Here is a 26,504-nt window from a genome sequence, read left to right on the forward strand (position 1 = left end):
TAATTTACCTTGTGGTCAAGACACAGGCATTACGGAAGTACGTCATCAAGATAGGCATCCAAATCCCTTTTCATTTTTTGTAATTCCGTTTGGTCAATATACATCATGTGCCCAGCCTGATAGTAAGCCATCGTGATATTATCCTGCAAGGATGCATCGAGTCCGAGGTGGCTGAAGGTATATTCTGATGCTAAAAAGGGTGTTGCTAAGTCGTAATACCCGTTCGCGACAAACACTTTCAAGGCAGGATTAACAGTCATCGCCTTTCGCAAGGTATCAGCGACGTTGACGTATTCGTTCTGATGGCCGCTGTAGTCCCAAGGATGCACACGTCTGCTCAGGATCTCATAAGGGAGGTCCGACTCGAATTCGAGTTCGCCACGCACATAATCGTTGAGAGTCGCGGTATATGCCCCTTGGACGACCGCGGAACTTGGGTCATATTCGTAATACTCGCCTGCTGAATCGCGGTCAATTCCCTTGTATCGACTATCAAAGCGACCGACTGTCTGTGCTTCATCGCGGAGCAATTCCTTGCAAAATCGACTGATGTTAATTCGCAAGTCAGTCCGCTCGATGTACTCCGGTGTAAGTCCGGTATAACTTGCGAGTTTTTTAACAATGTCGGCACGTTGTTCAGAAGGGACGTTACTGCCCTTCATGAGTGCTACGGTATAATCACCTACGGCAAATTCTCTGACCTCGTCAATGAAAGTTTCTAATTGCGTATGGGTTTCATCCAACTTGTTATGATAAAACGCTGTCGCTGCATAAGTCGGGAGAAAGAGGATGTAGGGGAGATCGTTGCCGGGTGCGAACCGAATTGTCTGGAAGTTGAGGACGACCGAAACGAGCATGATGCCGTTAAGGTAAGTACCGTGTCGTTCCTGAAGGTAACCTGCGAGACCACCGGCCCGCGTTGTTCCATAACTTTCACCGATGAGGAACTTCGGGGATCCCCAGCGTTGATAGCGTCCCAAATAGAGAAGGATAAAATCGCCGACGGATTCAATATCTCTTTTGAACCCGTGGAACTGCTTCGCCTCTTCCCCCGGGACGGCTCTGCTGAACCCAGTGCTGACAGGATCGATGAAAACGAGATCGGTTTTGTCTAAGATAGAACATTCGTTATTGGTAAGCTGATAAGGTGGTTGTGGTAATTCGCCATCTTCATCGGGTTTGACGCATCTCGGTCCGAGGACTCCCAAATGTAGCCATACCGACGAAGATCCGGGACCACCGTTGAATGAGAAAGTTATAGGACGGTTGGAAGCATCTTCTACATCATCGCGCGTATAGGCCACAAAGAAAACAGCGGCTTTCGGCTTCTCACCCTCCTTGTCGATTTCTTCTTTGAGGATAAGCGTGCCTGTTGTCGCTGTGTAACGCATCTCCTCACCGTTGATTGTAACGCTGTGGTGTGTAACTGAGAGTTTATCCTCAGGTATATCGGCGTTTTTCTCTTCGTCCTTGGTTTCTTCAGATTCTTTCTTTTCTTCTTGGCTCATATTGAATTCCTCACTATTTTTTCATTGGCAAGACGCTGCATAGTGCCTTATTAAATTAAACGCATTATAGCATACTTTGCGGAAACAGGTGTGACAATTTTTTGTCTGAATGCAGGTCGCATGAATCAACGGTATGAATGCCTTATGGGCATTCCCCGGGGTGAGTACACCGCAAAACCTCACCTACCGGGCCTGGGAAAGTGGAACTCTGGAGGTCGCTCCCACAAGAAAGGGTCCGCTAATCGTTTCATACGACGCAAAGAATTTGACATAATACAGAAATGTGCTAAACTTTATACAAAGGAGATACACAATGCAGAAACCGATTCGCTTAGGACTCATCGGCTGCGGTGGGATTGTGCAAATTACGCATGCCCGTGCCTACCGCGCCCTCACAGATACCGTTCAGGTCACTGCCCTCGCAGATGTTGTTCCCGAAAATCTGGAAAAGATTGGGGACATGTTTGACGTTCCTACAGAAAACCGATACACAGACTATCGCGAGATGCTGGCACAGGCAGCACTTGATGTCGTGACGATTGCTACACCGCACTCACTTCACGCCGAGCAAGTCATCGAAGCCGCAAGTGCAGGCGTGGCGATCATCTCGGAAAAGCCGATGGCGACAAACTTAGAAGAAGCAGACGAAATTCTGGCAGCAGTACGCCAGAACGCTGTGCCTTACACAGTGGTGCATAACTATATCTTCACCGCGGGGATGCGCGTGGCGATGACAGAACTCGACGCGTTAGGTAAACCACATTTCGGACGCAGTGCTGGAATGGGATTGAAGCCTACAGATTTTTCGGCGGATCATCCGACACCAGCGTTCGCGTGGCGCGCCAGTAAAGCGAAAGGTGGTGGTTGTATCATTGACACGAGTTACCACGAAATCTATTCCGTCTGTACGCTGATGCAATCCCCGGTACGCTATGTTGAGGCACGGGTGCAAACGATGCAGCTTGACATTGATGTTGATGACATCGCGATGCTGCTGTGTGAACATGAAAATGGGGGGATCACGACTGTTTCAGGCGCGTGGTGCGTGCCGGGTACGGATTCGGGTTGGTGCGAGATGCACGCTGAAAATGGCTCTCTGCGCGTCAATCATCGCCACAACGTAGCAGACGCGCTCCGTCGTTTCACGAGAGCCGAAGGCTGGCAGCAGTTGGAACTGCCTGAATTCGATGAAGCAGAACGCACGGATGCAAGTGGCCATGCCCGCTACTTTATGGAGACCTTTAATGCACTTGCTGCTGGCGGATCGGTACCTGTGAGCCCAGAGATGGCGTATCATAACCTTGCGATTATTGAAGCAGCACGTAAGGCTACGACGGAACGCCGCGCTATTGAGATTTCGCCACCAGAGGACATTTGACTTTTTCAGGTTTATGCGTTTGTAATAGGGTGATTGATCGCCCGTTAATTGTGGAAGGAGACGGGCAATAAATTGCCCTACTACAAACTGGAAATGTTTAAGTTGAACCAGCATTTTCAGAGAGGAGTTGAGATGAAAAGAAGTCTGCTATTCCACGCTTTGGTTGTTTTAATGTTGATATTGAGTCTGCACATGCCGTTACAGTGCTTAGCACAGCAGAGTTCGGTAGCTCTTGATGCAAAAACGGATGCGGAATACGATGCTGAAGACGATGTGAACACGACGTTGTGGCTTGCCGCTGGTGGTATTTTAGGGACAGCCGGGAGTTTCTTGCTCGGCTCCATTGCTATGGGTGGGGCTTATGTCTACCAGCCCGTCCCTCCCGCCGAGCGACTTCTCGGTAAATCAGCAGAATACGTCAGCTTCTACACAGATGCCTACAAAGCGCGAATCCGTAGACTTCAATTGGTTGCTGCCATAAAAGGGGCAGCTGGCGGAACGGCTGTCTTCTGCCTGTTAGGAATGCTCAACATAAAGCCGTGGTCAGACTTTGTGACCCGGTAGATATTGTGAGGCGAGGCTCGCGAACCTCGCCTGCAAGAGAGTTTTTGTAAGTCTCGCCTAAATAAACACACTATCGACGCAACAGATGTTGTAACGCGTTTGCGATGATATATTCTTCGCCAGCATTGAGGGTATAGGCGTTAATCACAAGCGTGTCTTTCCCGTGTGTGTTCACTTTGATACGGGGGGTGCCAGCATCCAATCCACGTGAGATCTCCGCTGCATCCTTGCCACTACAGGTAACATGCAGATTGGAAAGGGTATGACTATTTTCTTGATAACGCACTTCGCAGGATACACCCTCAAGGTTCTCAAGCCCTTGTGCGAGTGCAGCGTACCTTGCATCCTGTTCCTTTAACCGTTTATTGTGATCCGTCGATAGCCAGATGTCAATAGCGGTTACCAATCCGATAACCTCCTGTCTATCAACTTTCATCCCGCGTCCGACGGGACGGGGGCCGATGAAACCGTGCCTCCGTACAGTCTCAATTAGTTCCTTTCTGCCACAGACGAACCCTGTCGAATGCGGTGCGTTGAAATACTTGCCACCGAAACAGACAAGGTCTGCAGATTGGGCATTGCGTCTGAAGTAGTCAAGCGGATAGATTTGAGATGCTGCATCGGCAATCAAAGGAAGGTTATGCGAATGCGCGATCTCAACCGCCTTTTTCAATGGAACGGCTTTACCTTGATTGGGTTGGATGAGATATGCGAGTGCGGCGGTGTTTTCACCGATGGCATCGTTGAGTTCGTCAGCAGTGCAACCGTTTTCGTCGCCTACGTTAATGAGTTTACTGCCCGGAATTGTAAATGCGCGATCGTAGGAGTAGTGTTGCATCTTCTGAAAAACGATTTCGTCTTTCAGTCCAGTGGTATCTGGCAGTTGCGCACATTTATCAGGATCGCTACCCGTCATGACAGTCGCTGATGCCAAGACGAGTGCGGTATAGCATCCGGCTGTGATGTATGCGTCTTCAACACCTAACCGCTCGGCTATGAATTGCCCAGATTTTTCGAGCAATTCTTCCATTTCGACGTAACTTTCATCTGCTTGGCGCATCGCGTCTCGGACTGCTGGAGACGGCGTGGATCCGCCCCGGACAGTCTGATTACCGGTCGCATTAATGACGGGGCGTGCGCCGAGTTTTTTGTAGACATTTCCCCAACCTGTATTCGCCATGAGATTGCCTCCTTGGGAATAGTTATCAGTTGTCAGTTTTCAGGTGTCAGTTATTAGCAGTCAGCCATCGGCTGTCAGCCGTCGGTAGGAACTCTCCCTTTCCAGTAACGGGTGGGAACCCTGGTTTTAAATCTCGTCAGCAAAAGAAGCTACGCAAGCTGTGTTCTATCTTTTTGGATTAGAGGATCGTCAATTCATCCTCATCGCCGCTCTCCTCTAACACTGTTTCTAATTCTTGCGCGACCGCGCCGAAGGCTTCGGATTGCGGAGACTCTGGATGCCCGGCGACAATCGGCACGCCGATGTCACCTGCAGTGCAGACTTCAGCATCAAGTGGGATCTGGCCTAAGAACGCGACACCGAATCGCTCGCTTGTATTTTTACCGCCGTCTTTCCTAAAGATTTCTGTCTTTTCGTTGCAGTGCGGACAGAGGAAATAACTCATATTTTCAATGATGCCGAGAATGGGAACACTGAGTCGTTCAAACATGGCAACACCACGCCGGACATCGGCAAGTGCAACATCTTGAGGCGTTGTGACAATGAGTGCGCCTGTGAGCGGAATCGCTTGCGTTAAAGAGAGTGCCACATCACCGGTACCCGGTGGTAAGTCAATGATGAGATAATCGAGTTCACCCCATTCTACATCGCTAAGGAGTTGGCGTATAGAACTGTGTAACATCGGTCCGCGCCAGATCATCGCCTGCTCCTCTGGCACCATAAACCCGATTGACATGAGTTTAATGTTATGGCGAACGAGTGGGACAAGCTTGCGCTCCGGACTCACCTTTGGTTGTTCTTGAATGCCCATCATCGTTGGGATACTGGGACCGTAAGCGTCAGCGTCCATCAGCCCGACCGTGCCGCCTGCCTTGGCTAAGGCGATCGCGAGATTGGTCGCGACGGTAGATTTTCCAACGCCGCCCTTTCCACTGGCGACCGCGATTTTATACTTGATATTGGGGAGTGTGATATTTTGTTGCTGGGGTTGTTGCTGTTGCGGTGGTGGCTGTTGTTGCGGTTGCCGTCCAGAAATTTGTGAACCGCTGATCACCTTCAGGTCGGGATGTCCCTTCGTTTCGGATCCTGATTGCGATTTAGGTTTTTTGTCGTCGCCTTTTTTAAGAAATCTCATATCTATGCTCCTACAGGTTGTTTATAGTAGGATTTACGCAAATTGAGCAAATATCGGACATTTAGACGCAAAAAGCGGTGATTTCCTTATTTTAAACCCCCTAAATCCGCCTTATCAGGGGGACTTTAAGAAGGAATGCGTAAGTCCTATATAGAATGGGTTGTCAGTTTTCAGTCATTAAATGTTACGGCACTTTGGCAAATAGTTTAACATTTTTTTAGATAATTTTGTATAATACGTTGAAGAAGAACATAAGTCAACACAATTCCGATAAAACGTCCGGCAATTATGGACTTTAAAGTACAAATAGGTCAGAAGGAGTTTTTATGAATATTCTGATGTTACGACATTCCGCTGGGTTTGAACATAGCTACCTACCGGATGCAGAAGTTGCGTTGAAGCAGATTGGTGCAGCAAACGGTTGGAACGTTACCACAACACACCGGTGCGACCGCATTAATGCTGACAATCTTGAACAACAGGATATCGTGGCGTTCGCAACGACGGGCGATCTACCGTTTAATGACAGGCAAAAAGAGGCGTTATTGAGTTTCGTACGCAATGGAAAAGCGTTTTTTGGTATCCATAACGCGACAGATACGTGCTACGATTGGCCCGAATACGGTGAAATGCTCGGCGGCTACTTCGCTGGACATCCGTGGCACGAAGAAGTGAACGTCATTGTTGAGGATACCGACCATCCAGCAACCCGTATGTTGGGTAGTAGTTTTAAGGTTGTTGACGAAATTTATACCTTCAAAAATTGGGATCGCAACAAAACACGGGTGCTGATGCGTTTGGATAACGATTCTATTGATGTTTCTCGCGGCAATCGCGAGGATAATGATTATGCCCTCGGTTGGTGTCATACATACGGAAAGGGACGCGTGATGTACACCGCATTGGGACACCCCGACGCACTTTGGAGCGAAAAATGGTTTCATGAACATATCATAGGATGTCTCAAATGGGCAGGTGGACTGGAAGATTAGTCAACAGTCAGCAATCAGATTTTTAGACATCAACCCTTAACACGTAGGTTGGGTTAAACGGATGCCAACAAAGCTGTCCAAATCAGAGAAAAGCACGACTTTCTCCTGATACGCAACAGCCACCAGAAACGGAGTGAAACCCAAAGCTTTTGCTGTGAAGTTTCCGAAACTCTGACAGTGTAAAGTTGGGTTTCACTCCGTTCACGAATAGATATAGCGGCATATTAGCTTTCAGGTGTCTTTGGCATATCAACATCTGACTTCTCAATGCCGTTCAACCTAACGGAAATCCGCAGAAACACCCCATCAATACGCAAAAACACCCAAGCAAAAACATCTACGGGACTCAAGAGGGTTTTGAAGTCTTCAAGGTTTCCGCTGAGTATCTTCCATTCTTCCCGCCGTTAATAATTGCGTTATGCATCCATCCTGTTTGTGTCCGTCAACTGGGTATAACGCCTGTGGCTCGTAGAAGGGTCTCTTGCACTAACAACTCATGTGCCACCGGACGATCGGGTGGTTGGTCTCCCGCAATTGTTGCTAAAAACGCGTCAAGTTCAAGTTCATAGGTGCGTTGACGGCTCTCACCGTCTATCTCTACGATTTGTTCACCTTGTGTGTAACCGTCCCTTGCATTCTCTAAACAGAGACGAATCTTCAACCCCGGCTCAAAGGGTTCAACGATAATAGCACTCCCTTCGCTACCGTAGACTTCAAACCGGCGCGCAACGGGTCTCGGTTCCAAAGCAGAGATTGTGATAAACGCCATGGCGTTTTCAAATTCATAGACAGTGAGCGTGTTATCTTTGAAAGGTTCAACCGAGTCGCCATCGTTTCTAAGGAAAGAGGTGACTTTCTCTGGTCGTCCGAGGAGCCAGAGGACCTGGTCAAGTACGTGTCCACCCAAATCAAAAAAGATACCGCCGATGTGTTGGCTGATACGGGTGCGTGCTTCAAGAGAGATGTTGGTTGACATGTGGGCGCGGACGGAGAAAACATCACCTAAAAAACCGGTGTGCACCCATTCGGCAACCTGCCTGAAGGCGGAATGATACCGCAGCATATAGCCCATCTGGACGTGTAGGGATTTTTCTTGGGCGGTATTAATGACGCGCTGCCACTGTTCCCAGTTTTCACCGGCGGGTTTGTCGTACCAGACGTGTTTTCCAGCGTTTACAATCTGCTCGGTCTGATCTAAACTTTCGGCGTTATTGCCCTCCGAAGCAACTGCGACGATGGTATCATCGCTGAGCATCTCCTCAGCAGCTGCATACCAGTGGACACCCTCAAATGTTCCGCCATTCGCCTGAAGTTTTTCACGTTGTTGTGTGTCGGGTTCAAACACACCTGCGACTTCCACATCGGGATTGACAAGCATCGCCTGCATCTTGCCGCGTGCGTGTCCGTGCTTTGTTCCGTATTGTGCCATCCGTACTTTCGCCATATTTTTATCTCCAAAATCCGAAATTTGGAATGTAGTGTTGTATGGCTATTATATGGACATCAGGTTGAGTGTCAAGGAAATTTCGGGATGTAAATATTTTGCTGGACAATGGCTGTGTGATGCCACGTGCGGTTTTTGATGGAAAGCAATGAGGAGGGTCATCACTTCGCTGAAAGGCAGTTTCCGAAAACTTTAGGATATTTACCCCATTTAGTCAATCACTTTTGGCGATGGTATTGTCCTATATCAGTGTATTTGAAATATTGTTATTGTTGGTCCCGGCTTGTCTAACACAAAGATATTCCAAAAAGGTGAGTAAACTTCATCCAAATAAAAAGGGACCTTTCCTTGGGAAGGAGAAATCTTGAAGATCTGATTGGCTTCTTTTTCGAGCGTGATATAAAATTCATTCTCTCTCGGATATTCATCCGGGCGATCAAGGTATCTCCTACTTATATAACTGCTGGTAATAATATAATTGATATCCTGCTGTTTGTATTCATTCAAACTGGACTTGGATAGCTTTTTCCCTACTTCCTCAACTTGATAGTTATTAATATTTTGCATAAAGCGACCTTTGTCATAATATACCCTCAGGCTAGGACCGTACCCTTCTGTAACTATTTTACTCCCATGGGGGAGGTTGTTGTTTATCCAGTTGCGAGCGATAATACGCGTATTTGTTTTCGATATTAAGTAATTATGTTTGCAACTAAAAATAACGCCTTGAGATATGGAAACTAATATTAAAAGAACAAGTGCTACCCGTCGATGCTTATAGGAAATACGGCCTGCCAGAGAAATAATTCCATAAGCGGAAAGAATGGATAGGTAAGGAATTAACGGTATTACAAACCGGACAAAAAATAGTTTCATTGCCCCCAACGGTAAATAGTAGAACAGAGGGCAGCACAAAATCAGTAAGAGCTTCTGTTTCTCTTTTTCCCTCGATAAAAATATAGAACCTATTATGAAGAAACAAAAAGGGAGTAGACCATATCCCCATAGCAATGTGAAAAAATATTGAATATATGAAGGTGTAGAAGAAGCACCCGGCCAGGGACGCTTTGAGAACATAAATTGTTCGGCAAATTGTTCCCAGAATGTTCTATAATCCAACAAAATCCAGGGGCAAAAGAGGAAAAATCCAATCAGACAACTCAGCCCTGCGCATATAAAGTTTCTATTAAAAACTATTCCTCTATTTGCAAAAAAATGACTTAGCACTAAAGGAAAAATAATGATTCCCATGTTATATTTTGTCGCGACTGCCATACCAGCGAACAACCCGCTTAGGATATAATCTTTTAATCGACCTTGTGTATAAATACTTACTATGTAGCTGAATGACAGAATGAGAAAAAAGGTTCCCGGAATATCATTAACAGCGTAATGAGAATCCCGGACCATAAGAAAACTCGAACACACTAATATACTCGCAATTAAGCCTGTTATTTTATCAAACAACTTTTTCCCTACTTTATAAACCACTAAACAGATACCGACACCAAACAGCGCATTTAGAGTTCGGGCAATCACAAAAAAACTCGTCATGTTTGAAAAATATAATTCCACAAAATCCCTCATTGAGGTAAACCAGCCAATTAGTTTCCCGAAAACAAAATATAAGAAAAGAACTATGCTATACAGATAGGTGAGTAAGGGAGGATTACGGAAATAGTGGGGGTTTAAATCCTGCGAGCGTAAAATTCTCAATGCCCGCGGTAGGTAATGTTCCTCATCTATATGACTAAAGAAAGGTAAACCAAAATTAATTGCCCATAATCTCAGAATCAACCCCATAATTAGGCAAAAGCCAAGCACAAACGATATCTTTGTTTTGTTGTTATCTTTTATTTTCATGCGAAGTACTCCGTGAATAGTTCACTTCTGTTTCTGGCATATTATAGATCTGTTGCTAAGACGGACACTGGCTTGGCAATTCCAATTAGATCCCACCTGTTCAATAGCACGACTGAAGTCGTTGCCATGGATAGAGATGTGCCAGACAGCCCCGATACCAACAACCAGACGGACGAAGATCAATAAGCCAACACCGCCCCAAACTATTGTTATCCAATCCGTCCAAGGCATTGTAGGAAAGAGATGGGGTTTGTTGACTATGGGTTGTGATGGTATTGGTGGAACTTCTGTTGATGATACCACCGTTGACGGGGGTTGGTTCGGGACCACTGAAGTAGGGATAGTAAGGGGTTGAGCGTTTTTTACTAATTGCGGCATCTCGGGGCGGATTGGTGCTTGTGGTAAAACATTAACCTTCCACTTCGGAATCAGAAGAAAAAACAGTGAGACGATGAGGCATCCTATAATTGCCATACCCCAAACAGAGCCGCACACCGCCGCTGATTTGCGGCGGAGGCAGAACGCGAATACACCTGCAACAGCGAAAATCACGAAACTTTTCATCGTCGTATTGACGAGGAAGTTCAGCAGCGGATCTACATAGAGTGTTTCAATGAATTGCATTATGATGAGGTATCTCCCTTTTTCGCTTGCGCAATGCGTTGGCTTAAATGGTCGAGTTCCTCATCTGAGAGGTCTGCATCAGAAATTAATGTCATGAGCGTTTTCTCAACAGATTTATCAAAAAACGTCTGGAAAACCTGTTTGAGTGCGGAACGTCCTGCCTGCTGACGTAGCTGCGTCGGGCAGTAGATATAACGTCTGCCATCTTTTTCGTGGGTGAGATAACCCTTCTTCTCCAAGATCCCTAACAGTGCCCGAACGGTAGAGTAAGTTGGTGGATCCGGTAAATCTTTGAGCACATCAGAAACAGAAGCGCGACTGTGTTGATAGACGATATCCATGATTTGCCGTTCCCGACGGCTCAGTTTAACGGTACGGTAATTTTCCATTTGTCACCTCTTTTAGCAATGTGTTAACATCTCAGCATTTATGAAAGCGATAATCAAGTGATATACTAAAAATTTAGAGGTTTTCAGCCATCAGTGGTCAGCAGTCGATTTTCATCAGTTGTCAGCTGTTAGTCGGTGGTGGATAGTTTGCGTGATCAGGAAGATACGCTTGTCTTAGATCTCAACACGCACAAACGCGAGATAAGCCCCCGCCAGCAAAACCACGACGAACAGCGTCAACAGCAGCAACTTTGTCGCAGCGGTGTTGAAATCTTTACCGATGTTGCGCGTATCTTCAAATCTTGGTACCGCCTCTGGATTGACGGGTTTCTGGGACATCCCCTCGCGAACCCCCATGATATGGCGACTCTCTGGGTCGCCTCTCTCCATATCGACAACGAATTCTCGGTATTCATGGGCGTAACGCTGAACATTCCCAGTAAATTGCTGGTACCGATCCAGCCCTGTTCCAGCGAACGACTCAAGCAGATACTGGAGGAGTGCCGCGGGTGAGACGCTGGTGATCGCACGCGCACGTTGAACTTGGGCAATCTTAAAGGTTAAGTACTCCCCAGCCAAGCGTTCGCCGCTTACTGCTATTTTGGTGTGCCACTCCCCCCTTATCCTTAGCATTCTTTCGTCATTTGACTCGTACCAAGCGTATCGCCAAGTTCTCCGAAGTTTGTGATAACTTTGGCCGTATCGGTCAGAATATTCATGGTTGGACATAGATGATGAAAAGCCGCTCGCAAGTGAGGCGAGCGTGCTGGGCATAAAAACGACAACAGTGACCCACGTCAACAGAAGTATCACAAGACTCACGGCACTCCGTTGCACACGCGCCGAGACTAACAGCCCTAACGCCAGAAACAGACACGTGTACAAAAGCGCGACAAAGAGGATAATACCTAAACGTCCCCACGCTTCAGTATTCAGGTGAACCTCACTTGCGGAAGAAATCATTAGGAGGTTCACTAACATAGCGAGCATAAAGGGGATGGTCATACTGATCAACGCCCCCAGAAACTTACCGATCAGCACCGTATGTCGTGGGATTGCATTTGCCAGCATCAATCGGAGCGTGCCGTGCTCGCGTTCGCTGGAGATCGCATCAAACGTAAATAAGAGCGCGATGAGACTCAAGATATAACCGATGATAAAGGTCCAATCAATTTGGGAAACGTCGGGACCAACATTCTTCATATTTAAGTTAACATCTGGATATTCCAGTCTCCAGAAGCTGTCTGTACCATGGGGGCTGTCAACCCTATCGGGTAAAAAGGCTTCTCCACCCGCTGCGCAGAAATGGAGCGGTGACGGTTTTTTGTAAAGCGTTCCGGGGCCCTCGTGTGCCAGTGTATAGAGACTGTCGTCGGCGCGAGACGTTAATCGGTTCATGGATTCAGTGACAGCGTCGTGATACTTCTGGACCCGTTTGGGATGTTCTCGGATATGTCTAACGGCGTTGGTTACCATCAGTGCCAGCAACAACAAGGTCGTCATCGCAAATCGGAGGCCATTCAAGTTATTGTAGAGTTCACGTTTTGCGATATGCCAAATCATTCTATTGGTACTCAGTTATCAGTACGGATTACTGCATAATCCTTGCAGTTTTCAGTTTTAATAGTTGTTAGTTATCAGTACGGATTACTGCATAATCCTTGCAGTTTTCAGTTAAGGGTTGTGGCATTCAGAACTCACGTAACCTACCATAAGGATTAACTGATAACTGAAAGCAAACACGGTGAGCGTACTGACAACCATCCTACACTTCACTTTTGACAAAAACAAGAAATATTGCTAAAAAGAGAAGAACATTCATCGTGAGGAGCAGGAACAGATCCGGCACTGCTCGTTTCGCATTGATGCCTATATCGCTTCTCTGAAAAGAGAACTGCGGGAGTGTGTCCCAGTCGACGGCACCCTGATCGGAAGAAAACCACTGCCGGGACGCAAATATTTTCTCATCATGAAAGTAATTGATGATTGCTTGTCGGTAGTTTTGTGCCGCTGTGAAAAAATCTTGGATACCATTGAGGTCGGTGCCTGCCCAGGCTTCGGTTGCGGCATCATACAAACCCGCAGGTGAGAACTTTAACAGCATTCGTCCTCTGTTCGCGGGTTGGACGTAGATCGTCCCGAAGGCTGGCTTTCGGATGAGCCATGCTCGTTCCGCTGTATTGACGGTTAGCGGTCCAAGGAAGCCGAAATACTTCTGGACGTGCGGCACGTATGGTTCAAATTTCGTGTCAATCGTTTCAAAATGGCCTGAAGCATGTCTGAGGTAGTAAAACACTAAACGTGATGGCTCGTCTTTCTTTTCACCATAAATGTGCTTTCCCCAATCTTCTTCTGCTGATAGGATAGGGTCGTTGCGGAGAAACTGCCCCCACTCTCTCTCAAGTTCCTCCCAGATCCGTTTCACCTGATCGTAAGCGGCGGATTCCATGTCCGTGCGCGGGGCAGTATCAACTGCGGTGAGAATTATATTTGGGTAGACGAGCACTAAGAACCCCCAGAGGAAAATCGAGAGGATGAGCGCAGTACTGGTTCGGCGTGTGATCACAGAAATGAGCATGCCGATGAGGTAGAAGAGCGATAGATAAACGAGGGACGTCAGAACAATCCCACCGACACGCAGAAGATCATCGGTGTTCAGGGAAAGCATGGCGGAAGTCGTCAGCAAAATGAGCATCAGGAGCAGACTCATCAACAACGGCACGAGCAAGCAGACCATTGCCCCGATATATTTGGCGAGCAGGATGACCCCACGTCCCACGGGGTTGGATAGTACCAAGCGTAGGGTGCCATGTTCATATTCTCCAGCGATAGCATCGTAGGCAAAAATAAGTGCCAGTAGGCTAAGAATCCCTTGAAAAATAAGAACAATATCAATTGAAGTGAGGATATTGAAAAATGGATTGTCCGCCGCGTACTTGTCGGCATCCCAAATTGTCGGCGTAAAAGCATGGGAAATCGTAATTTTGTTCCCCAATCGCTTATCTAAACCGGTGTTGAAAATGCTCAACGGGTTCGGTGGCCGGTCAACGTGCATCCCCCACGGTCCAAGCATTGCATATGAATAGGTTTTGCTCTCCTGCAGGAGTTCCTGCTGGTGGGTTTTGATGGCGGTGTTATAATCCACCAACCGCTGTTCATAATCCTTGATGAGCACAACGGTATTGGCGACCACGAGCAACAACATAATCACGACAGCTGCCGCAAATCGGAACGTCATGAGATTGTCGAGGAGCTCTCGCCGAATGAGTGTTAGTAACATCAATACCTCTGCCAAAAGTGATTGACTAAATGGGGTAAATATCCTAAAGTTATAGGTAAACAAACCAAACTTAAAAGGATGCTTACCCATGTCAGAAATTGTATCATTATTGACTGTTTTCAGTCTACATTTATCAGCGACGACGCTCCGGCAGTTTTGCGAAATCGTGTTCGCAGTGCTGGCGATGACCGGAGGCGGACTCGGAACATCCCGGTTTTGGCATTTTAGACATCAAAGCACGCTATTTCCTGAAACCACCCTATCACTATTTAGGTAATCCGCTCAAGCAAAGATGCTTGGATTGTGCTATTTTGGGAGCAACAATGTCAGAGTAACCTCGTCTAAATTACCTTCAAAAGTTAAAGTATGATTCCCTGGATTGAGAAAAGTATCCTCACGACTCGGTTTTCCATCTATGAAAACGTCAACGTTCTCTGCTTCTGTTTTAACAGTGTATATTCCTGGCACAAATGTGCGAAAACGAATTGGTTGATGGAATAGATCCTCTTCGGTTAGGTGTTTTCCTGCGACATAAACTCCGTCCATGATTTTGACGTAATTTTCCCTTAAAAATTCCCGGATATCATCAGGTAAATCTCGGATTCGGTAGTCATAGATAACGATCTTACACTGCTTCTCTATTAAATTTTTAGGAATGTCATTCGGAATGGTTTCATTTTTAATGAGCATCCGGACCCCCTTGACTAAGTTACAATAAAAATAAGCATGCGGTCTGAAAACATATAAACCGGTTCCGTCAAATACAACATCATTTGGTGAGGTTACCTTGAGTACATATTCCATCACCTTTAATTGTCTTTCGTTGCTTTTATAAAAAGGCTTTGCTTTGGACAGAAGTGAATGGAAAGGCATAAAAATACCGATAAAAAAACAAGCAGTTAGTGCACCGATATACAGAAATTTATAAATAACTTGGGGTCTAGCTGTACTTGACGGATTGTTCCAAGGCGAAAGTGCTTTTTCAGCAATCCATTTCAGAAAAAGCCCACCGTACATGGCAGCTAGTGGTAAAAAGAGTAGCTGCGTTTGTGGGTATGGAGCGGGCATTAGAAAAATATAGATAAAAGCCATTACAAGGCATGAAACGAGAGGGGTGCCTTGCGTGATAGAGATTGCGCCCTGGCGCATAAAATCACGAACCGTGATAAATATACCCCCGATAATCATTACCCATCCGCCTATGTTTTCACTCCTTAGCATTCCCTGTATAGGAGAAAATCTGTCTGGGTATGTAAAATTATGGATGAAAATCCATTCAATAAAATCCGTGTGCGCCCCGTGAATCGCGAAAAAGACAAGGCACAGTAAGATGGGTGAGCAGAACGCAGCACAAAAGAAAAACCAAGGTTTTGTATGTTGTAGGACGATTCGGATTTTCCGATGGAGACAACGGAATATAAAAAAGGCGATCGATAAGGCAGTAAACGGGAAGAGTGCTTTGGGGGAAAATAAAAAAGCAATCCCGAGACAGAATCCAGAAATAATGAATGGAGACTGCCGAAATTTCTGTGCAAGTACCTTTGAGTTTTCTTTAACGCCAACCTCAGCATCCATTTCAACGTTAGACTGAAAAGCCTTGATAAATAGATAAAGACTTATTAATTCCAAGAGTGTAATCGGGATATCTGGTCTTGTTTCAATCGTCATTGTGGTAAAAGTTACCATATAAGTGAGAAGCAATACGCCCAGAATGGCCACTTGAGTTCCATAGCATGTTTTAGCGATCTTATAAGTCGCGTAAAGTATCGCCAAAACTAATAGAAACATTATGCCGCGAGCGATAAATATAATTTGTACCCCTTCATCTAATAGCAAAATCAGAGGGGATAGACAGTAATAAAGGAGCGGGGTGTGGTTTTCCCAGAAATCGCGATATGGTAACTGTCCTTGCGTCACTGCCCAAGTTGCATGTAGGTGTTGTGTTTCATCAGGACCCAGCCACTTATTTGCCAGAAGATAACCGCGTATCAATAACGAGCATCCAATTAGAACAAGCACAATTCCATAAAAAATCCGGAATTTGGGCGAGAGTGTTGTGAATTGATTTATCATTGACATCAAATCTCCTGCTCAGTCTGTTGTATAGCTGCAGATGTTTCTGTCATGTTAAGGAAAAAGGCAATACTTGCTAAGATGAGTTCGGCAGAGAGCATCCATATACGACAAAGCAGCGCGACGAGCGTTGCTTGTGGAACAGGCATATAACTTGATAATAATAACCCTAACAGCCCTTCGCGGATGCCTAAACCGCCGGGGGTCAGGAAACTTAAGAAGCCGACAATCCATGCGAAGGCGTAGCAGGCGGTGAGAATACCAGCATCTGCCCATGCCACCGGGGCAAGGCTTCGAACAAATAGATAAAAAGCGAATCCTTGACAACTCCACAGCAGAATGTGGCTGGCGAGGATACCTACGCCCCCATCCCCGCGCAAGCAGGCGGCGGAGCACCAAAACGATTTTTGACAGAACGGTTGTCCTATTTCTCGGAGCGTTTTCAGAGCTTGCCTCGCGTGAACTGACACCTTTGGAATTAGAAATAGCATACCGGCTATAGCACCAACGACAGCGAGTGTGAAAAGCAACGTGTGTCCCGATATTTTTTCAAGAACACTCAACGCGGTATCCCGCATTTGCTTTGAAGATAGCAGAGACATAGCAATAAATCCACCAAGAGCTGTCTCGATACCAACGTGCAAGGTGAGACTCCCTCCGACAGCGGTTTTACTCAATCCGAACCGATGACTTAACGAAAGCAGTCTCACAACTCCCCAGATCCGACCAGGGAGATATCGCGTGATGTTGGCGAGGTGGAAGAGCGCAAAGGCGTTGCGAAACCAGACATGTCCTCCAGGGGTAATGCAGCGAAGGAGCATTGTGAACGGCCAGACATAGAAGCTTCGGTAAAGAAGAATGAATCCAAAGGAAGTCACGAGCCATCGCCACTGTATCTGAAGTGTGATATCTTCCAGCTGTTTGTGAGCCTGAATGAAGGGCTTGATGAGAAAAAAAAGGAGTGCACCTGCAATCAGAATACCAAAAGATTGACGGAAAGTTTTCATTGTTTCTTAGTGTTCAAAAATGTTTTGACGGTATAATCTTTTACCTGTTTAGCATTGGCAAACGAGACGAGTTCACCAAACATCCCAAAGCAAAATGTGAGAATTCCGCTGGTAATGAGAAAGGTGCTCGTCCCTGCGACAGTGCTGGTTTTTGGTAACCCGATGAGGAGAATACTACCGAGTGCGACTCCTATTGTGCCAAGCGGTCCAAACCCCCGGAGTGGACGTCGCTTGCATCGGGATATAAAGAAACGGACGAGTTTACCCGATTTGGGTAGAAACGGCTTTATCGGGTTCGAATTTTGCTGAAAGACAGAGATAATCAACTTGAAGGCGATAATATCCAACATCACGCGCCAGATTCTGCCGAGCCCGTACTTACTTTTTCCAAAACGTCGTGGGTGATGTGTGACAACAATTTCGGCAATACGCGCTCCTGCTACTGTAGACATTGCTGGGATAAATCGGTGCATCTCTCCATAAAGCGGTACCTGTTTGATAATGGATGCTCGGTACGCTTTGAGTGAGCATCCGTTGTCATGGATAGGGACACCTGTTACCTTACCGATGATCCAGTTGGCAACGATGGAGGGGACACGTCGCGTCAAAAATTTATCCTGTCGTTCTTTTCGCCAACCACATACCAAATCATAGCCTTCGTCCAATTTTTCAAGCAGTTTCGGGATATCGGCTGGATCGTTTTGCAAATCCCCGTCCATACTGATAATCCGCTGCCCTTTTGCGAATTCAAAACCTGCTGCCATGGCGGCGGTTTGTCCGGCATTCTTTTGGAATCGGATGACTACTACCTGTGGGAAGGTTCGACTCAGTTTAGATAGCACAGTAAAGGTGCTGTCTCGGCTGCCATCATCAACGAACAAGACTTCATAAGCCCCTTCGAGTGTCTCACAAACTGCCTGAATCTTCTCAAACAGAGGGACGATATTCTCCTCTTCATTGTAAACTGGAACGACGATGGAAAGAAAGGGCATGGTTAGAGCTCCTTTTTCCAGATCTGGTGGATCCAGACGCGAATTGCCAATTGGCACTTACTTCTTTCGGTTCCGTGCTTTGGCGGAACTTAGAAAAATAGTGAGGTTAACTATCGATTAGTAATTAATCTTCCAAATTTTTATATCATCAAAAGGCGAAGAATCTTCTGTCTCCATTTCTTGTGTTGGATAGACCTGCTCAAAGTGGTCTGTGTGACTACCTAAAAAATACAATTGGAAAATCAATAGGTTGCAGGCTTCCTCATTGAAGTACATTGCATGCTTGTATTCAAGAGTTCGATGGGGGCGATGGACATCCACATTTGTAATAACTAAACTTCCTGAGCCCTCAATATTTTTTTCTGTTTTTTTCTTATCAAAGATAACATACATGGGTGATGTGTTCATATCGTCAATGCGTATAGATGCTTTGTGGAAACTTCCATCTGCTTTGTATTCAACATCGGCGTGTTTGGTACTTGCGTTCTTCTTAGAACAGGGCAAATAACGTTCTTTTGTGCCCTCTGAAGAATTGGAATGTTCAGAAGATTGAGGCGATATCTGCTGAGTCGGTTTTTCTTGAGACGCATCCGAAGCATTGCTTGCTTGTTCATCAATTCTGAATGATTCTGTTAATATGTTAAGTGCCGTGTCTTCAGGAAAACCTGTGGCAACTATGCCTTTTAAATTCTTAAACACATCTTCAGCCGGAATCATAAGGTGTGTTGCCTTGTGAGATTTTAAGAATTTTAGAGCCTCTTCAGGTGTTTCTGCACAAAAAACTTCACGTGTCATGGAATGAATCCGAGGCAAGTTGTGTTGTTGATCTACTATTGTTGCTCGTTCTCCGAGTGCCTCAATACGGCTACCGTAGTCCCACCAAGCAGCCACAACTGATTCAATAGGGGTGTGGGTCTTTAACCAATTGAAAGCCTTAATTTCATGGGATGCTGGTATGTTTCCTGTTACATTCTGAGAAATCCAATTGGGGAGAAGGTGCGGAACTCCACCGGTAATAATACATATCGCTATGCTGAGTATCAGGCATGCGGCTTTTGTTTTGACAGAACTTTTCTTTTCCGTTGAAAATTCTTGATTTCCTCGGAGCAGGAGCATAATCACACTAAGTATCATTAAATTCGCACATATAAGAGACGACATAACCCCGTCGAGACCGATGTTAATGAGAAACGCGAGGCACGGGGTTCTCAACTGCCAGACAAGAACCAGGAAACACATTAGCATCGCAAGATTCGCTACTCTGCTATCGTTATAACGAGCAGCACGTTTAAGTATAAACATAATTGCATAAGCACCAAGAATTACCGCCGGAGGCACAAGAAAAAGCACGAATCGTAGGGCACCACGATTATAGAGTAGCGTGAATAATGCCCAAATTAAGAGAAATAAGAGTAGATCTGTATAGAGATTGATAGGATCTTGTCTTTTGTACGAATTCCGAAGATACGAAACCCCAATCGCGCCAATACATAAAATGACAGATCCGAGATATATAATTTCCATTAATCTGTGTTGCATATTCGGATGCGTGCTAAGAATCATTGCAGCAAGGGCAGTGGTAAGGATTCCTGTTACCACTTTTGCATGCATGCGATAGGTTTCAGTGAGGGAGTATGTTACTAACAAGAGACCTAACAAGGGAAAAATGAAAAAGAGTCTATATTGGTTAAACCAGTGAGATAATGAAGGTTCGTTAAATTCGCTAACGGTTGCCGTGAATGATTCTGTTCCTGCGGGATCGAGGAAGGTGTCAATTAACTGTTGGGGCGGAACTAATACAAACAAGAAGATAATCAAGCTCGTAACCAGTATCCCCCATAATGCGCTTCTCATCCATTGGGCTTTAACGTGCCTTACCAAAATGCCCAAGCCAGCAACGATGGTAAAAAGGGTTGGGACAACGATGGCGAAAAGGGTCGGTAGAGCCATCTCGGCAAGTGTGTACGCCTGATGCGGGTTAGAAGTGTATCTTTCAGTGAAAAGAAGCATCATTAAAATGGAAGGGATATACCAACATAAATAGAGATAGAACTTCTTCTGATCGTAGGATCGTGTAAGTAATTTGGCTGTATTAAAGACAACAATGATAATCGATAGGAGTCCTACCCCTGGCCAGGTCAACCCCAAGGCTCCCATACTAATGCCCGATAGCAGTGCCAATGGTAAGTATCGCTGTCTTTCTTGGGAGAGGGCTTGATAGGCAGCGACAAAAAAATAGAGGCACGCCAGCCATGCAAGTAGGGATAGCGGATCTCTGTCTGCCCAGCCTGCATGTGTTCGGGCAAGAGCAGCGGGTATTGTCGCAAGAATTGTTACCGCAATAAGCGATATAGGTTTACCAAACAGAAGATTTGTTAGACCGAAAAATATTATAAGGATTAATATGAATAGGATGACGGGATAATATATGGCGACGCTTTCAATTGAGATGTCGGGCGCGAAGATCCGGATGCCTTTGTAAAGATAAGCAATCGCATAGCAGTTTAGGTTTGCCCTGCCCCGTAAGTTGAGTCCGTCGGGATAATTTTGCATATAATCCCGATCCGGGAGCCGTCCCTCAGTGATGATTGTCTTTGCCTGTCTATAATAGAAATAGGAGTCATAACCGCTCAGGTATTTATCCTGAAGTTGGTCTGCTTCTTTAACACGAACAAAAACGGCAGCGACAATGCTCAAAGTTAAGATACCTATAGTCGCGATGTGCCGCCATTTTATGTGATTCATCATCCAATTCATACCCAACATATACCTCCTGAAACTTTAGGCTAATAGGCAGGTTTCAATCAACCCAATGAAGGGCTGACTGCTTATAAGACCCGAACCTCTAAAGTTGTATTACCAATGCGTCACTTTATCAATCAACATAAAAAATAGTATTCTTTTAATCTTATAAGTAATCTTATAAGCTTTGCTCATCCCCGGATGCGGGTTACGCAGAACAAGTTAGGGGCTAGGTTGATGTTCATTTAAAACTTCCGTACTTGCTGAGAGGTTGCACCATCACTAATAGCATGTAGGTTTTGCCTCGCAAAGTTCTAACCGAAAATTCGTCGCTTTTTTATTTAATCTATTCATGATAGACCTCTGGCTGATCTTTCGCGGTCCGCACCTTCTTGATAATAGGTTGTAAGGTTATCGGTAAAGAGATGACACGAGGTGCCTCAGAGGGACTGATGCGCCTCATGCCACCTGGCACACAGCGAGGAGTTAGTCATACCATACGGACGAAAACGCCTCACAGGATTTCCGTATAATGGTGCCATTTAAGGATCTTCAGGCTCAGGCTCATTTTTACAGTTATAACGGTATAGGTAGCAGTTATCGTCAACCTGAGCAATATCGCACTGCATACTTGAGGAATTACACACCTTGTTATAAACAATCACCGTAGATAGGTACTGGAGTGGTTGTTGCTCGAGTGGATCTACAACGAGTTGATTCTCCTGATACGATGCCTCTATTAACACAACGATATTTAGCAACGATATACTGGCAAACAAAAGAAGAGCAAAGACGATTTTTCTCTTAGACATTTTTCACTTCCTTGGTTAATGGGTTGTAAGGTTATCGGTAAAGAGATGACACGAGGTGTCTCAGAGGGACTGATGCACCTCATGCTACCTGGCACACAGCGAGGAGTTAGTCATACCATACGGACGAAAATACCTCACAGAGTTTTCGTATAACGGTGTGCCGTTTATTTGTCGTTATTTCGCTGATCATAACAGTTGAGAGGTCGTTGTACACAATCATACTTGGTATTGTCAATAGAGCAACTATTAGACTGCTTATTGCACCTCTTGTTATAATGTATCGATGCTGGAACTGGTTGTTGCTCGAAAGGATCTACAAAGAGTGCATCCTCCTGGTTCGATGCTTCTATCAACACAGCGACGTTTAGCAACGATATACCAGCGATAAAGAGAAGAGCAAAAATGACTGTTCTCTTAGACATTCTTTTTCACCTCCTTTCTCTTTGGAATCTTCTTAACTTCAGGACCTACGTAAATGTCTCTGAATATCAGGATTTTGGCGTATATCGTTGGTTTCGCCATCAACCGGGTGCTCAGTTGAAAGCGCAAGCCGGAAGGATTTCATACGATGTCCCGCAGAAAACTTCTTTAGCGGTTTGGCTCACAACTTCCCGTAAGCCCTGAACTTCTATATGCCTTCACATGGGGTTAACACCAAAGGTGTAGACGGTTGCTCCGCTTAATCGTTGGATGATTTGCCCATGCAAGAGGTTCCTATAGTTGAAATAATCTTTGTCTGCTAGGCCGAGGGACCTGTCAACTTTGCTGATCCGTGTTGAAAGATATTCGCTAGCCCACTCGAACAATGCGTCGTAGATATCCCGTGAAGAGGTAGCATGAGGTGTCTCAGAGGGACTGATACACCTCAATGCTACCTGGCACACAGCGAGGAGTTAGTCATACCATACGGACGAAAATACCTCACAGAGTTTTCGTATAACGGTGTGCCGTTTATTTGTCGTTATTTCGCTGATCATAACAGTTGAGAGGTCGTTGTACACAATCATACTTGGTATTGTCAATAGAGCAACTATTAGACTGCTTATTGCACCTCTTGTTATAATGTATCGATGCTGGAACTGGTTGTTGCTCGAAAGGATCTACAAAGAGTGCATCCTCCTGGTTCGATGCTTCTATCAACACAGCGACGTTTAGCAACGATATACCAGCGATAAAGAGAAGAGCAAAAATGACTGTTCTCTTAGACATTCTTTTTCACCTCCTTTCTCTTTGGAATCTTCTTAACTTCAGGACCTACGTAAAATACCTATCAACACCAAGGTTTTGGAGCGTAGCACAAACTGCAATGATTTCACAGGATCTCCTGCAGCAAACCTCTTTAGCGGTTTGGCTCACAACTTCCCGTAAGCCCTGAACTTCTATATGCCTTCACCTGATAGAATTCCGTCGAAATAAGGATGTATGACACCCTATCCGTGAGGAATAGCATTCTGGTGTACGGATAGAAGGGGTTGAGGAATTAATGTCTCACTTTAGGGTAGTATTTTTTCATATCAAAGTCTGAATGTTCTTTATCGTGACAAGTCATACATAATTTCTTAGATGGACGCCTCAACATATTAACTTTTGAGGGAGCTTTAATATGAGCAGAGCCTGGACCGTGGCACATCTCACATTGCACATTAACAAGGCTTCTGTCAGGCGATCCAAAAGTGTACCCTGAGTCATACCCGCCTCCTGTAACATGGCACATGACACACTTTGGACTAAATTGGCGATGTTTTCGTAAGAGGGTATCATACGCAAAAGCGTGTTTTGTCTGGGACCATTGATTGTACTCGTCTAAATGGCATGATTTGCACATTTCCACGCCGACAAATTCTGCGGTAGTTCGTTCCCAAGAGAGAATGGGTTTATCGAACCCAACTTCATCATTTTCGGCAATCTTGCTGTAGAACTCATTGAGATAGGTTCTGATATCAAGGGCGTCCTCGACTGACTCTGACAGTTTAAGGTCGGAATGTTTAAAATCCTGAATTTTTCCTGCTGCATTCATGTTCAATTCTAACTTATCTAAGGCATAAGTTTGTCCGGTGCATACCCATATTAACGTGTTTCCTGAAAAGCCGCTTGCCGCTCTACCAATGTAGACTTCGCCAGATGAGTTTACCGACCACCTTGAGATATCAAGGGGGAGAATGATAAGATCAATCTGATCTGTGTGATCTAAAATCTCAGTGATCGTCGCCACATCTAACTGTCCAACCAATACGACTAAGTCACACGCTTCTCTGAGCCTGGGTAGATATTTATCAATAGCTTCAATTGGATTTTTGATAGAAAGTTGTGCCGTTTTGGATTGATACAAGGGCGTAAAACTTCTTAAGTATACCTCCTGAGAAACCCCAAGAAATCCTACCTTGTAGTTGCCCATCTTCTTTAAGAGGTACGGTTTAAAGATGGGATGATCCCCATCATATATGTTTGCGGATATAAAAGGAAAGGATAATGTTTCTGACTGTTCTTTGAGAGCCGGATATCCATAAAGCAGTTCTAATTCGGTTACAGCCGCAAATTCATGCCCCATCATTTCAAAGCTCTCTAAGAAAGCCTCCAATTCAAGTTGGTCAATCTGTTCTTTGATCACTCGGTCTGGAAAAGCATTACCCGCACTAAACAACACAAGGTCGGGATCTTTTTGGCGTTCCTGTCTAACGACTGTAGCATTCTGGAAACACCTCCTGATTGACTAGCGAGACAACCGCATGTTTCAAGATAAGCGTGTGTGTTTGACGATATGAGAAAGGTTAGCGTCCTTTCTTTTTTCCAATGGGCAGGGGTATCTACTTTCGTCGGTTTTAGTGTATGTCCCAATTCAGTAACATCTATATCTTTTTTGGCGTGTTGTGGCTTCTTCTCTAATTTTCCTAATGCCTGGATATCCTTATATGGGATCGGTCCCGCTTCACCATCAGCATACGCAAAACACTCCGACGCATCTAAATTTGCCACCTGCTGAATAGCATCGATTAACGACTGACTTTTGGCTTGGGCCTTATATCTGTGTTTGATAATATCATTGAGATTGTACTTCCCTTGACTCTGTTCACGGATCCACTTGTCTAAGTGAGCCGTAAACACGACTGATTTTGCTTTCACCTCTCTCATAGAATTACTATCCGTTGTCCAATAGGTAGACTTATATAATTCAGGAGGGTTCATCAGATCCACATTGGATTTCGGTTTACTCCTATAGAAATCCTTACCCGGAAGTTGCTCATTGGGGTACAAACCGTAATAATCACTATAAAAGGTAAGCATCCACCTGTCTTTGTTGAGGAGGCCCTGCTTTGATAGAATTTGGATAGAACTATAGATAGCAGCCCCCTCAATAAACCATTTATCTTGCTGATCGTAAGCGGGGGAATCCGAGGCATATCTGCTCCATTTATAGAAGACGCTTTTGGTGATATCAAACCACTGCGTTTCCGTTGGAGGTATTGACAATGTGGCACCCAACCCCATGTTGTTTGATGCCGTCCATACATTATCACCTTCCTGCCTTGCTGGTGTGAATATGAATGTATACTCTTTCAGTGTCGGACCAAATAGGTCAATTATAGATTGAAAGATTGAAAATGCAGTATTAGCAATCTCTGATTCATGTGGAGAATAACCTTCGTTTACGTATATCTTAACAACACTTTGATCTATCTGCTTGGTATATTCGGTAAATTGACCCAGCCCAATGACAGCACCGAATATCGCTTGTTTGGAACGTTCAGAGACGAGATGAAACTCTCCAACCTTTTCTGATTCCTGAAGCGTTGAAATAATATTCCACTTTTCAGGCGGTTTAATCTGAACCTTTACCTGCTTAATTTGCGTTCTCGGGAGAAGAAAGACATTCCTGCCATAGAACAAACCAAAGTTCTCAGAAATGGAACCTGGAATCATTTGCGCATTTTTAACCGCCGGGTTTGGGGGTAGGTTTTCTCCTCCAACGCGGACTTGATAGACGATTTGTACGAATCTTTGCTTCCTTTTCGGGGAAATGACTAACTTGGATGCCGAATAACTCACATCTTCGTCTTTTTCTATTTTCTCCACAGAATATGAGTATCTCATCGGCTCGCCTACAGCGTCAAGGACAGAATCTATTTCCAGTGCCTGAAATTCCGCTGGAAGTCCGGCATCAAGGATAAGTTTGTTGGTATCAACTCCTTCAATATCAAGTTGGACCGAAAGGCTACCTTCCTTTGTGTTTATGTCAAATATTTTGTAGGTTAGATTAACCGATGTAGACTTTAGTTGATACCTTACATATATATGAATAACAAGATTTACCAAGATTACAATCGCACAAAAAATGATAGGTTTACGCATCAGTCGCCTCATTCCAAATGTCTCACTTTCTATTTTGAGGGTTTACATAACTACTGAGCGTCGCCATCAATAAAAGTAGAACGATGGGTAACCATCTTCGGAGGTATTTTCTCATCGGTGGATACTTCTTGCTTTGAAGTCTGCCACTGGCGACGACAAGAGTCTCTCCCTTTA

Annotated in this window: 19 protein-coding genes; 3 read left to right on the forward strand and 16 right to left on the reverse strand. The window is 45.2% G+C overall.

The features are described from left to right. Window positions 1–29 precede the first annotated feature (29 nt). The gene (locus OXH00_07920; protein MCY3740932.1) at window positions 30–1,508 is read right to left on the reverse strand and encodes a peptidase S10; all 1,479 of its coding nucleotides are present in this window, start codon (window positions 1,506–1,508) and stop codon (window positions 30–32) included. Between the two features lie 313 nt (window positions 1,509–1,821). Here OXH00_07920 and OXH00_07925 point away from each other — a divergent pair, with 313 nt between their 5' ends. Both OXH00_07925 and OXH00_07930 read left to right on the forward strand, forming a co-directional pair. After that, entirely contained in the window at window positions 1,822–2,886 is a 1,065-nt protein-coding gene (locus tag OXH00_07925; protein ID MCY3740933.1) for a Gfo/Idh/MocA family oxidoreductase, read from the forward strand. 132 nt (window positions 2,887–3,018) lie between these two features. Next, complete coding sequence (locus OXH00_07930; GenBank protein ID MCY3740934.1) at window positions 3,019–3,450, forward strand: hypothetical protein; 432 nt, start codon at window positions 3,019–3,021, stop codon at window positions 3,448–3,450. A gap of 70 nt (window positions 3,451–3,520) precedes the next feature. Here OXH00_07930 and OXH00_07935 read toward each other — a convergent pair whose 3' ends face one another. Together OXH00_07935 and OXH00_07940 are read right to left on the reverse strand one after the other, a co-directional pair. After that, window positions 3,521–4,630, reverse strand: coding sequence for an aminotransferase class V-fold PLP-dependent enzyme (locus OXH00_07935; GenBank protein ID MCY3740935.1), 1,110 nt, complete (start codon window positions 4,628–4,630; stop codon window positions 3,521–3,523). 178 nt (window positions 4,631–4,808) lie between these two features. Next, window positions 4,809–5,765: an Mrp/NBP35 family ATP-binding protein gene (locus tag OXH00_07940; protein ID MCY3740936.1), complete on the reverse strand. Its 957-nt coding sequence runs from the start codon at window positions 5,763–5,765 to the stop codon at window positions 4,809–4,811. A 326-nt stretch (window positions 5,766–6,091) separates the two neighbouring features. Between OXH00_07940 and OXH00_07945 the strand changes: the two genes are divergently transcribed. Next, the gene (locus OXH00_07945; protein ID MCY3740937.1) at window positions 6,092–6,757 is read left to right on the forward strand and encodes a ThuA domain-containing protein; all 666 of its coding nucleotides are present in this window, start codon (window positions 6,092–6,094) and stop codon (window positions 6,755–6,757) included. Window positions 6,758–7,199: 442 nt separating this feature from the next. Here OXH00_07945 and OXH00_07950 read toward each other — a convergent pair whose 3' ends face one another. The 13 genes from OXH00_07950 to OXH00_08010 all read right to left on the reverse strand — a co-directional run bounded on the left by OXH00_07950 (window position 7,200) and on the right by OXH00_08010 (window position 26,330). Then, entirely contained in the window at window positions 7,200–8,201 is a 1,002-nt protein-coding gene (locus tag OXH00_07950; GenBank protein MCY3740938.1) for a Gfo/Idh/MocA family oxidoreductase, read from the reverse strand. A 246-nt stretch (window positions 8,202–8,447) separates the two neighbouring features. Then, window positions 8,448–10,064, reverse strand: coding sequence for a glycosyltransferase family 39 protein (locus tag OXH00_07955; protein ID MCY3740939.1), 1,617 nt, complete (start codon window positions 10,062–10,064; stop codon window positions 8,448–8,450). A 21-nt stretch (window positions 10,065–10,085) separates the two neighbouring features. Continuing rightward, entirely contained in the window at window positions 10,086–10,688 is a 603-nt protein-coding gene (locus tag OXH00_07960) for a hypothetical protein (GenBank protein MCY3740940.1), read from the reverse strand. After that, entirely contained in the window at window positions 10,688–11,077 is a 390-nt protein-coding gene (locus tag OXH00_07965; protein MCY3740941.1) for a BlaI/MecI/CopY family transcriptional regulator, read from the reverse strand. Before OXH00_07965 ends, OXH00_07960 begins: the two co-directional genes overlap by 1 nt. A 174-nt stretch (window positions 11,078–11,251) precedes the next feature. Then, complete coding sequence (locus OXH00_07970; GenBank protein ID MCY3740942.1) at window positions 11,252–12,640, reverse strand: ABC transporter permease subunit; 1,389 nt, start codon at window positions 12,638–12,640, stop codon at window positions 11,252–11,254. 202 nt (window positions 12,641–12,842) lie between these two features. Beyond that, entirely contained in the window at window positions 12,843–14,357 is a 1,515-nt protein-coding gene (locus OXH00_07975; GenBank protein ID MCY3740943.1) for an ABC transporter permease subunit, read from the reverse strand. 306 nt (window positions 14,358–14,663) lie between these two features. Further along, window positions 14,664–16,436, reverse strand: a complete 1,773-nt coding sequence (locus OXH00_07980; protein MCY3740944.1) for a glycosyltransferase family 39 protein — start codon at window positions 16,434–16,436, stop codon at window positions 14,664–14,666. Then, the gene (locus OXH00_07985; GenBank protein MCY3740945.1) at window positions 16,436–17,437 is read right to left on the reverse strand and encodes a hypothetical protein; all 1,002 of its coding nucleotides are present in this window, start codon (window positions 17,435–17,437) and stop codon (window positions 16,436–16,438) included. Before OXH00_07985 ends, OXH00_07980 begins: the two co-directional genes overlap by 1 nt. Next, window positions 17,434–18,429 (reverse strand): glycosyltransferase family 2 protein, encoded by a 996-nt coding sequence (locus tag OXH00_07990; protein ID MCY3740946.1) that lies wholly within the window; start codon window positions 18,427–18,429, stop codon window positions 17,434–17,436. The genes OXH00_07985 and OXH00_07990 overlap by 4 nt, the downstream gene beginning before the upstream one ends. A 117-nt stretch (window positions 18,430–18,546) precedes the next feature. Next, window positions 18,547–21,186 (reverse strand): hypothetical protein, encoded by a 2,640-nt coding sequence (locus OXH00_07995; GenBank protein MCY3740947.1) that lies wholly within the window; start codon window positions 21,184–21,186, stop codon window positions 18,547–18,549. 527 nt (window positions 21,187–21,713) lie between these two features. Then, window positions 21,714–21,983, reverse strand: coding sequence for a hypothetical protein (locus OXH00_08000; GenBank protein ID MCY3740948.1), 270 nt, complete (start codon window positions 21,981–21,983; stop codon window positions 21,714–21,716). 1,480 nt (window positions 21,984–23,463) lie between these two features. Further along, window positions 23,464–24,591 carry a multiheme c-type cytochrome gene (locus OXH00_08005; protein MCY3740949.1) on the reverse strand — a complete coding sequence of 376 codons (1,128 nt, stop codon included), beginning with the start codon at window positions 24,589–24,591 and terminating at the stop codon, window positions 23,464–23,466. Further along, window positions 24,588–26,330, reverse strand: coding sequence for a hypothetical protein (locus tag OXH00_08010; GenBank protein MCY3740950.1), 1,743 nt, complete (start codon window positions 26,328–26,330; stop codon window positions 24,588–24,590). The genes OXH00_08005 and OXH00_08010 overlap by 4 nt, the downstream gene beginning before the upstream one ends. Window positions 26,331–26,504: the final 174 nt, after the last annotated feature.

This window comes from Candidatus Poribacteria bacterium, assembly GCA_026706025.1.
Taxonomy (GTDB): domain Bacteria; phylum Poribacteria; class WGA-4E; order WGA-4E; family WGA-3G; genus WGA-3G.

Excerpts from the sequence above, each read along its gene's own strand:
- OXH00_07920 (MCY3740932.1), bottom strand. The coding sequence starts at position 1,508 with ATGAGCCAAGAAGAAAAGAAAGAATCTGAAGAAACCAAGGACGAAGAG.
- OXH00_07925 (MCY3740933.1), top strand. The coding sequence starts at position 1,822 with ATGCAGAAACCGATTCGCTTAGGACTCATCGGCTGCGGTGGGATTGTG.
- OXH00_07930 (MCY3740934.1), top strand. The coding sequence starts at position 3,019 with ATGAAAAGAAGTCTGCTATTCCACGCTTTGGTTGTTTTAATGTTGATA.
- OXH00_07935 (MCY3740935.1), bottom strand. The coding sequence starts at position 4,630 with ATGGCGAATACAGGTTGGGGAAATGTCTACAAAAAACTCGGCGCACGC.
- OXH00_07940 (MCY3740936.1), bottom strand. The coding sequence starts at position 5,765 with ATGAGATTTCTTAAAAAAGGCGACGACAAAAAACCTAAATCGCAATCA.
- OXH00_07945 (MCY3740937.1), top strand. The coding sequence starts at position 6,092 with ATGAATATTCTGATGTTACGACATTCCGCTGGGTTTGAACATAGCTAC.
- OXH00_07950 (MCY3740938.1), bottom strand. The coding sequence starts at position 8,201 with ATGGCGAAAGTACGGATGGCACAATACGGAACAAAGCACGGACACGCA.
- OXH00_07955 (MCY3740939.1), bottom strand. The coding sequence starts at position 10,064 with ATGAAAATAAAAGATAACAACAAAACAAAGATATCGTTTGTGCTTGGC.
- OXH00_07960 (MCY3740940.1), bottom strand. The coding sequence starts at position 10,688 with ATGCAATTCATTGAAACACTCTATGTAGATCCGCTGCTGAACTTCCTC.
- OXH00_07965 (MCY3740941.1), bottom strand. The coding sequence starts at position 11,077 with ATGGAAAATTACCGTACCGTTAAACTGAGCCGTCGGGAACGGCAAATC.
- OXH00_07970 (MCY3740942.1), bottom strand. The coding sequence starts at position 12,640 with ATGATTTGGCATATCGCAAAACGTGAACTCTACAATAACTTGAATGGC.
- OXH00_07975 (MCY3740943.1), bottom strand. The coding sequence starts at position 14,357 with ATGTTACTAACACTCATTCGGCGAGAGCTCCTCGACAATCTCATGACG.
- OXH00_07980 (MCY3740944.1), bottom strand. The coding sequence starts at position 16,436 with ATGTCAATGATAAATCAATTCACAACACTCTCGCCCAAATTCCGGATT.
- OXH00_07985 (MCY3740945.1), bottom strand. The coding sequence starts at position 17,437 with ATGAAAACTTTCCGTCAATCTTTTGGTATTCTGATTGCAGGTGCACTC.
- OXH00_07990 (MCY3740946.1), bottom strand. The coding sequence starts at position 18,429 with ATGCCCTTTCTTTCCATCGTCGTTCCAGTTTACAATGAAGAGGAGAAT.
- OXH00_07995 (MCY3740947.1), bottom strand. The coding sequence starts at position 21,186 with ATGAATTGGATGATGAATCACATAAAATGGCGGCACATCGCGACTATA.
- OXH00_08000 (MCY3740948.1), bottom strand. The coding sequence starts at position 21,983 with ATGTCTAAGAGAAAAATCGTCTTTGCTCTTCTTTTGTTTGCCAGTATA.
- OXH00_08010 (MCY3740950.1), bottom strand. The coding sequence starts at position 26,330 with ATGCGTAAACCTATCATTTTTTGTGCGATTGTAATCTTGGTAAATCTT.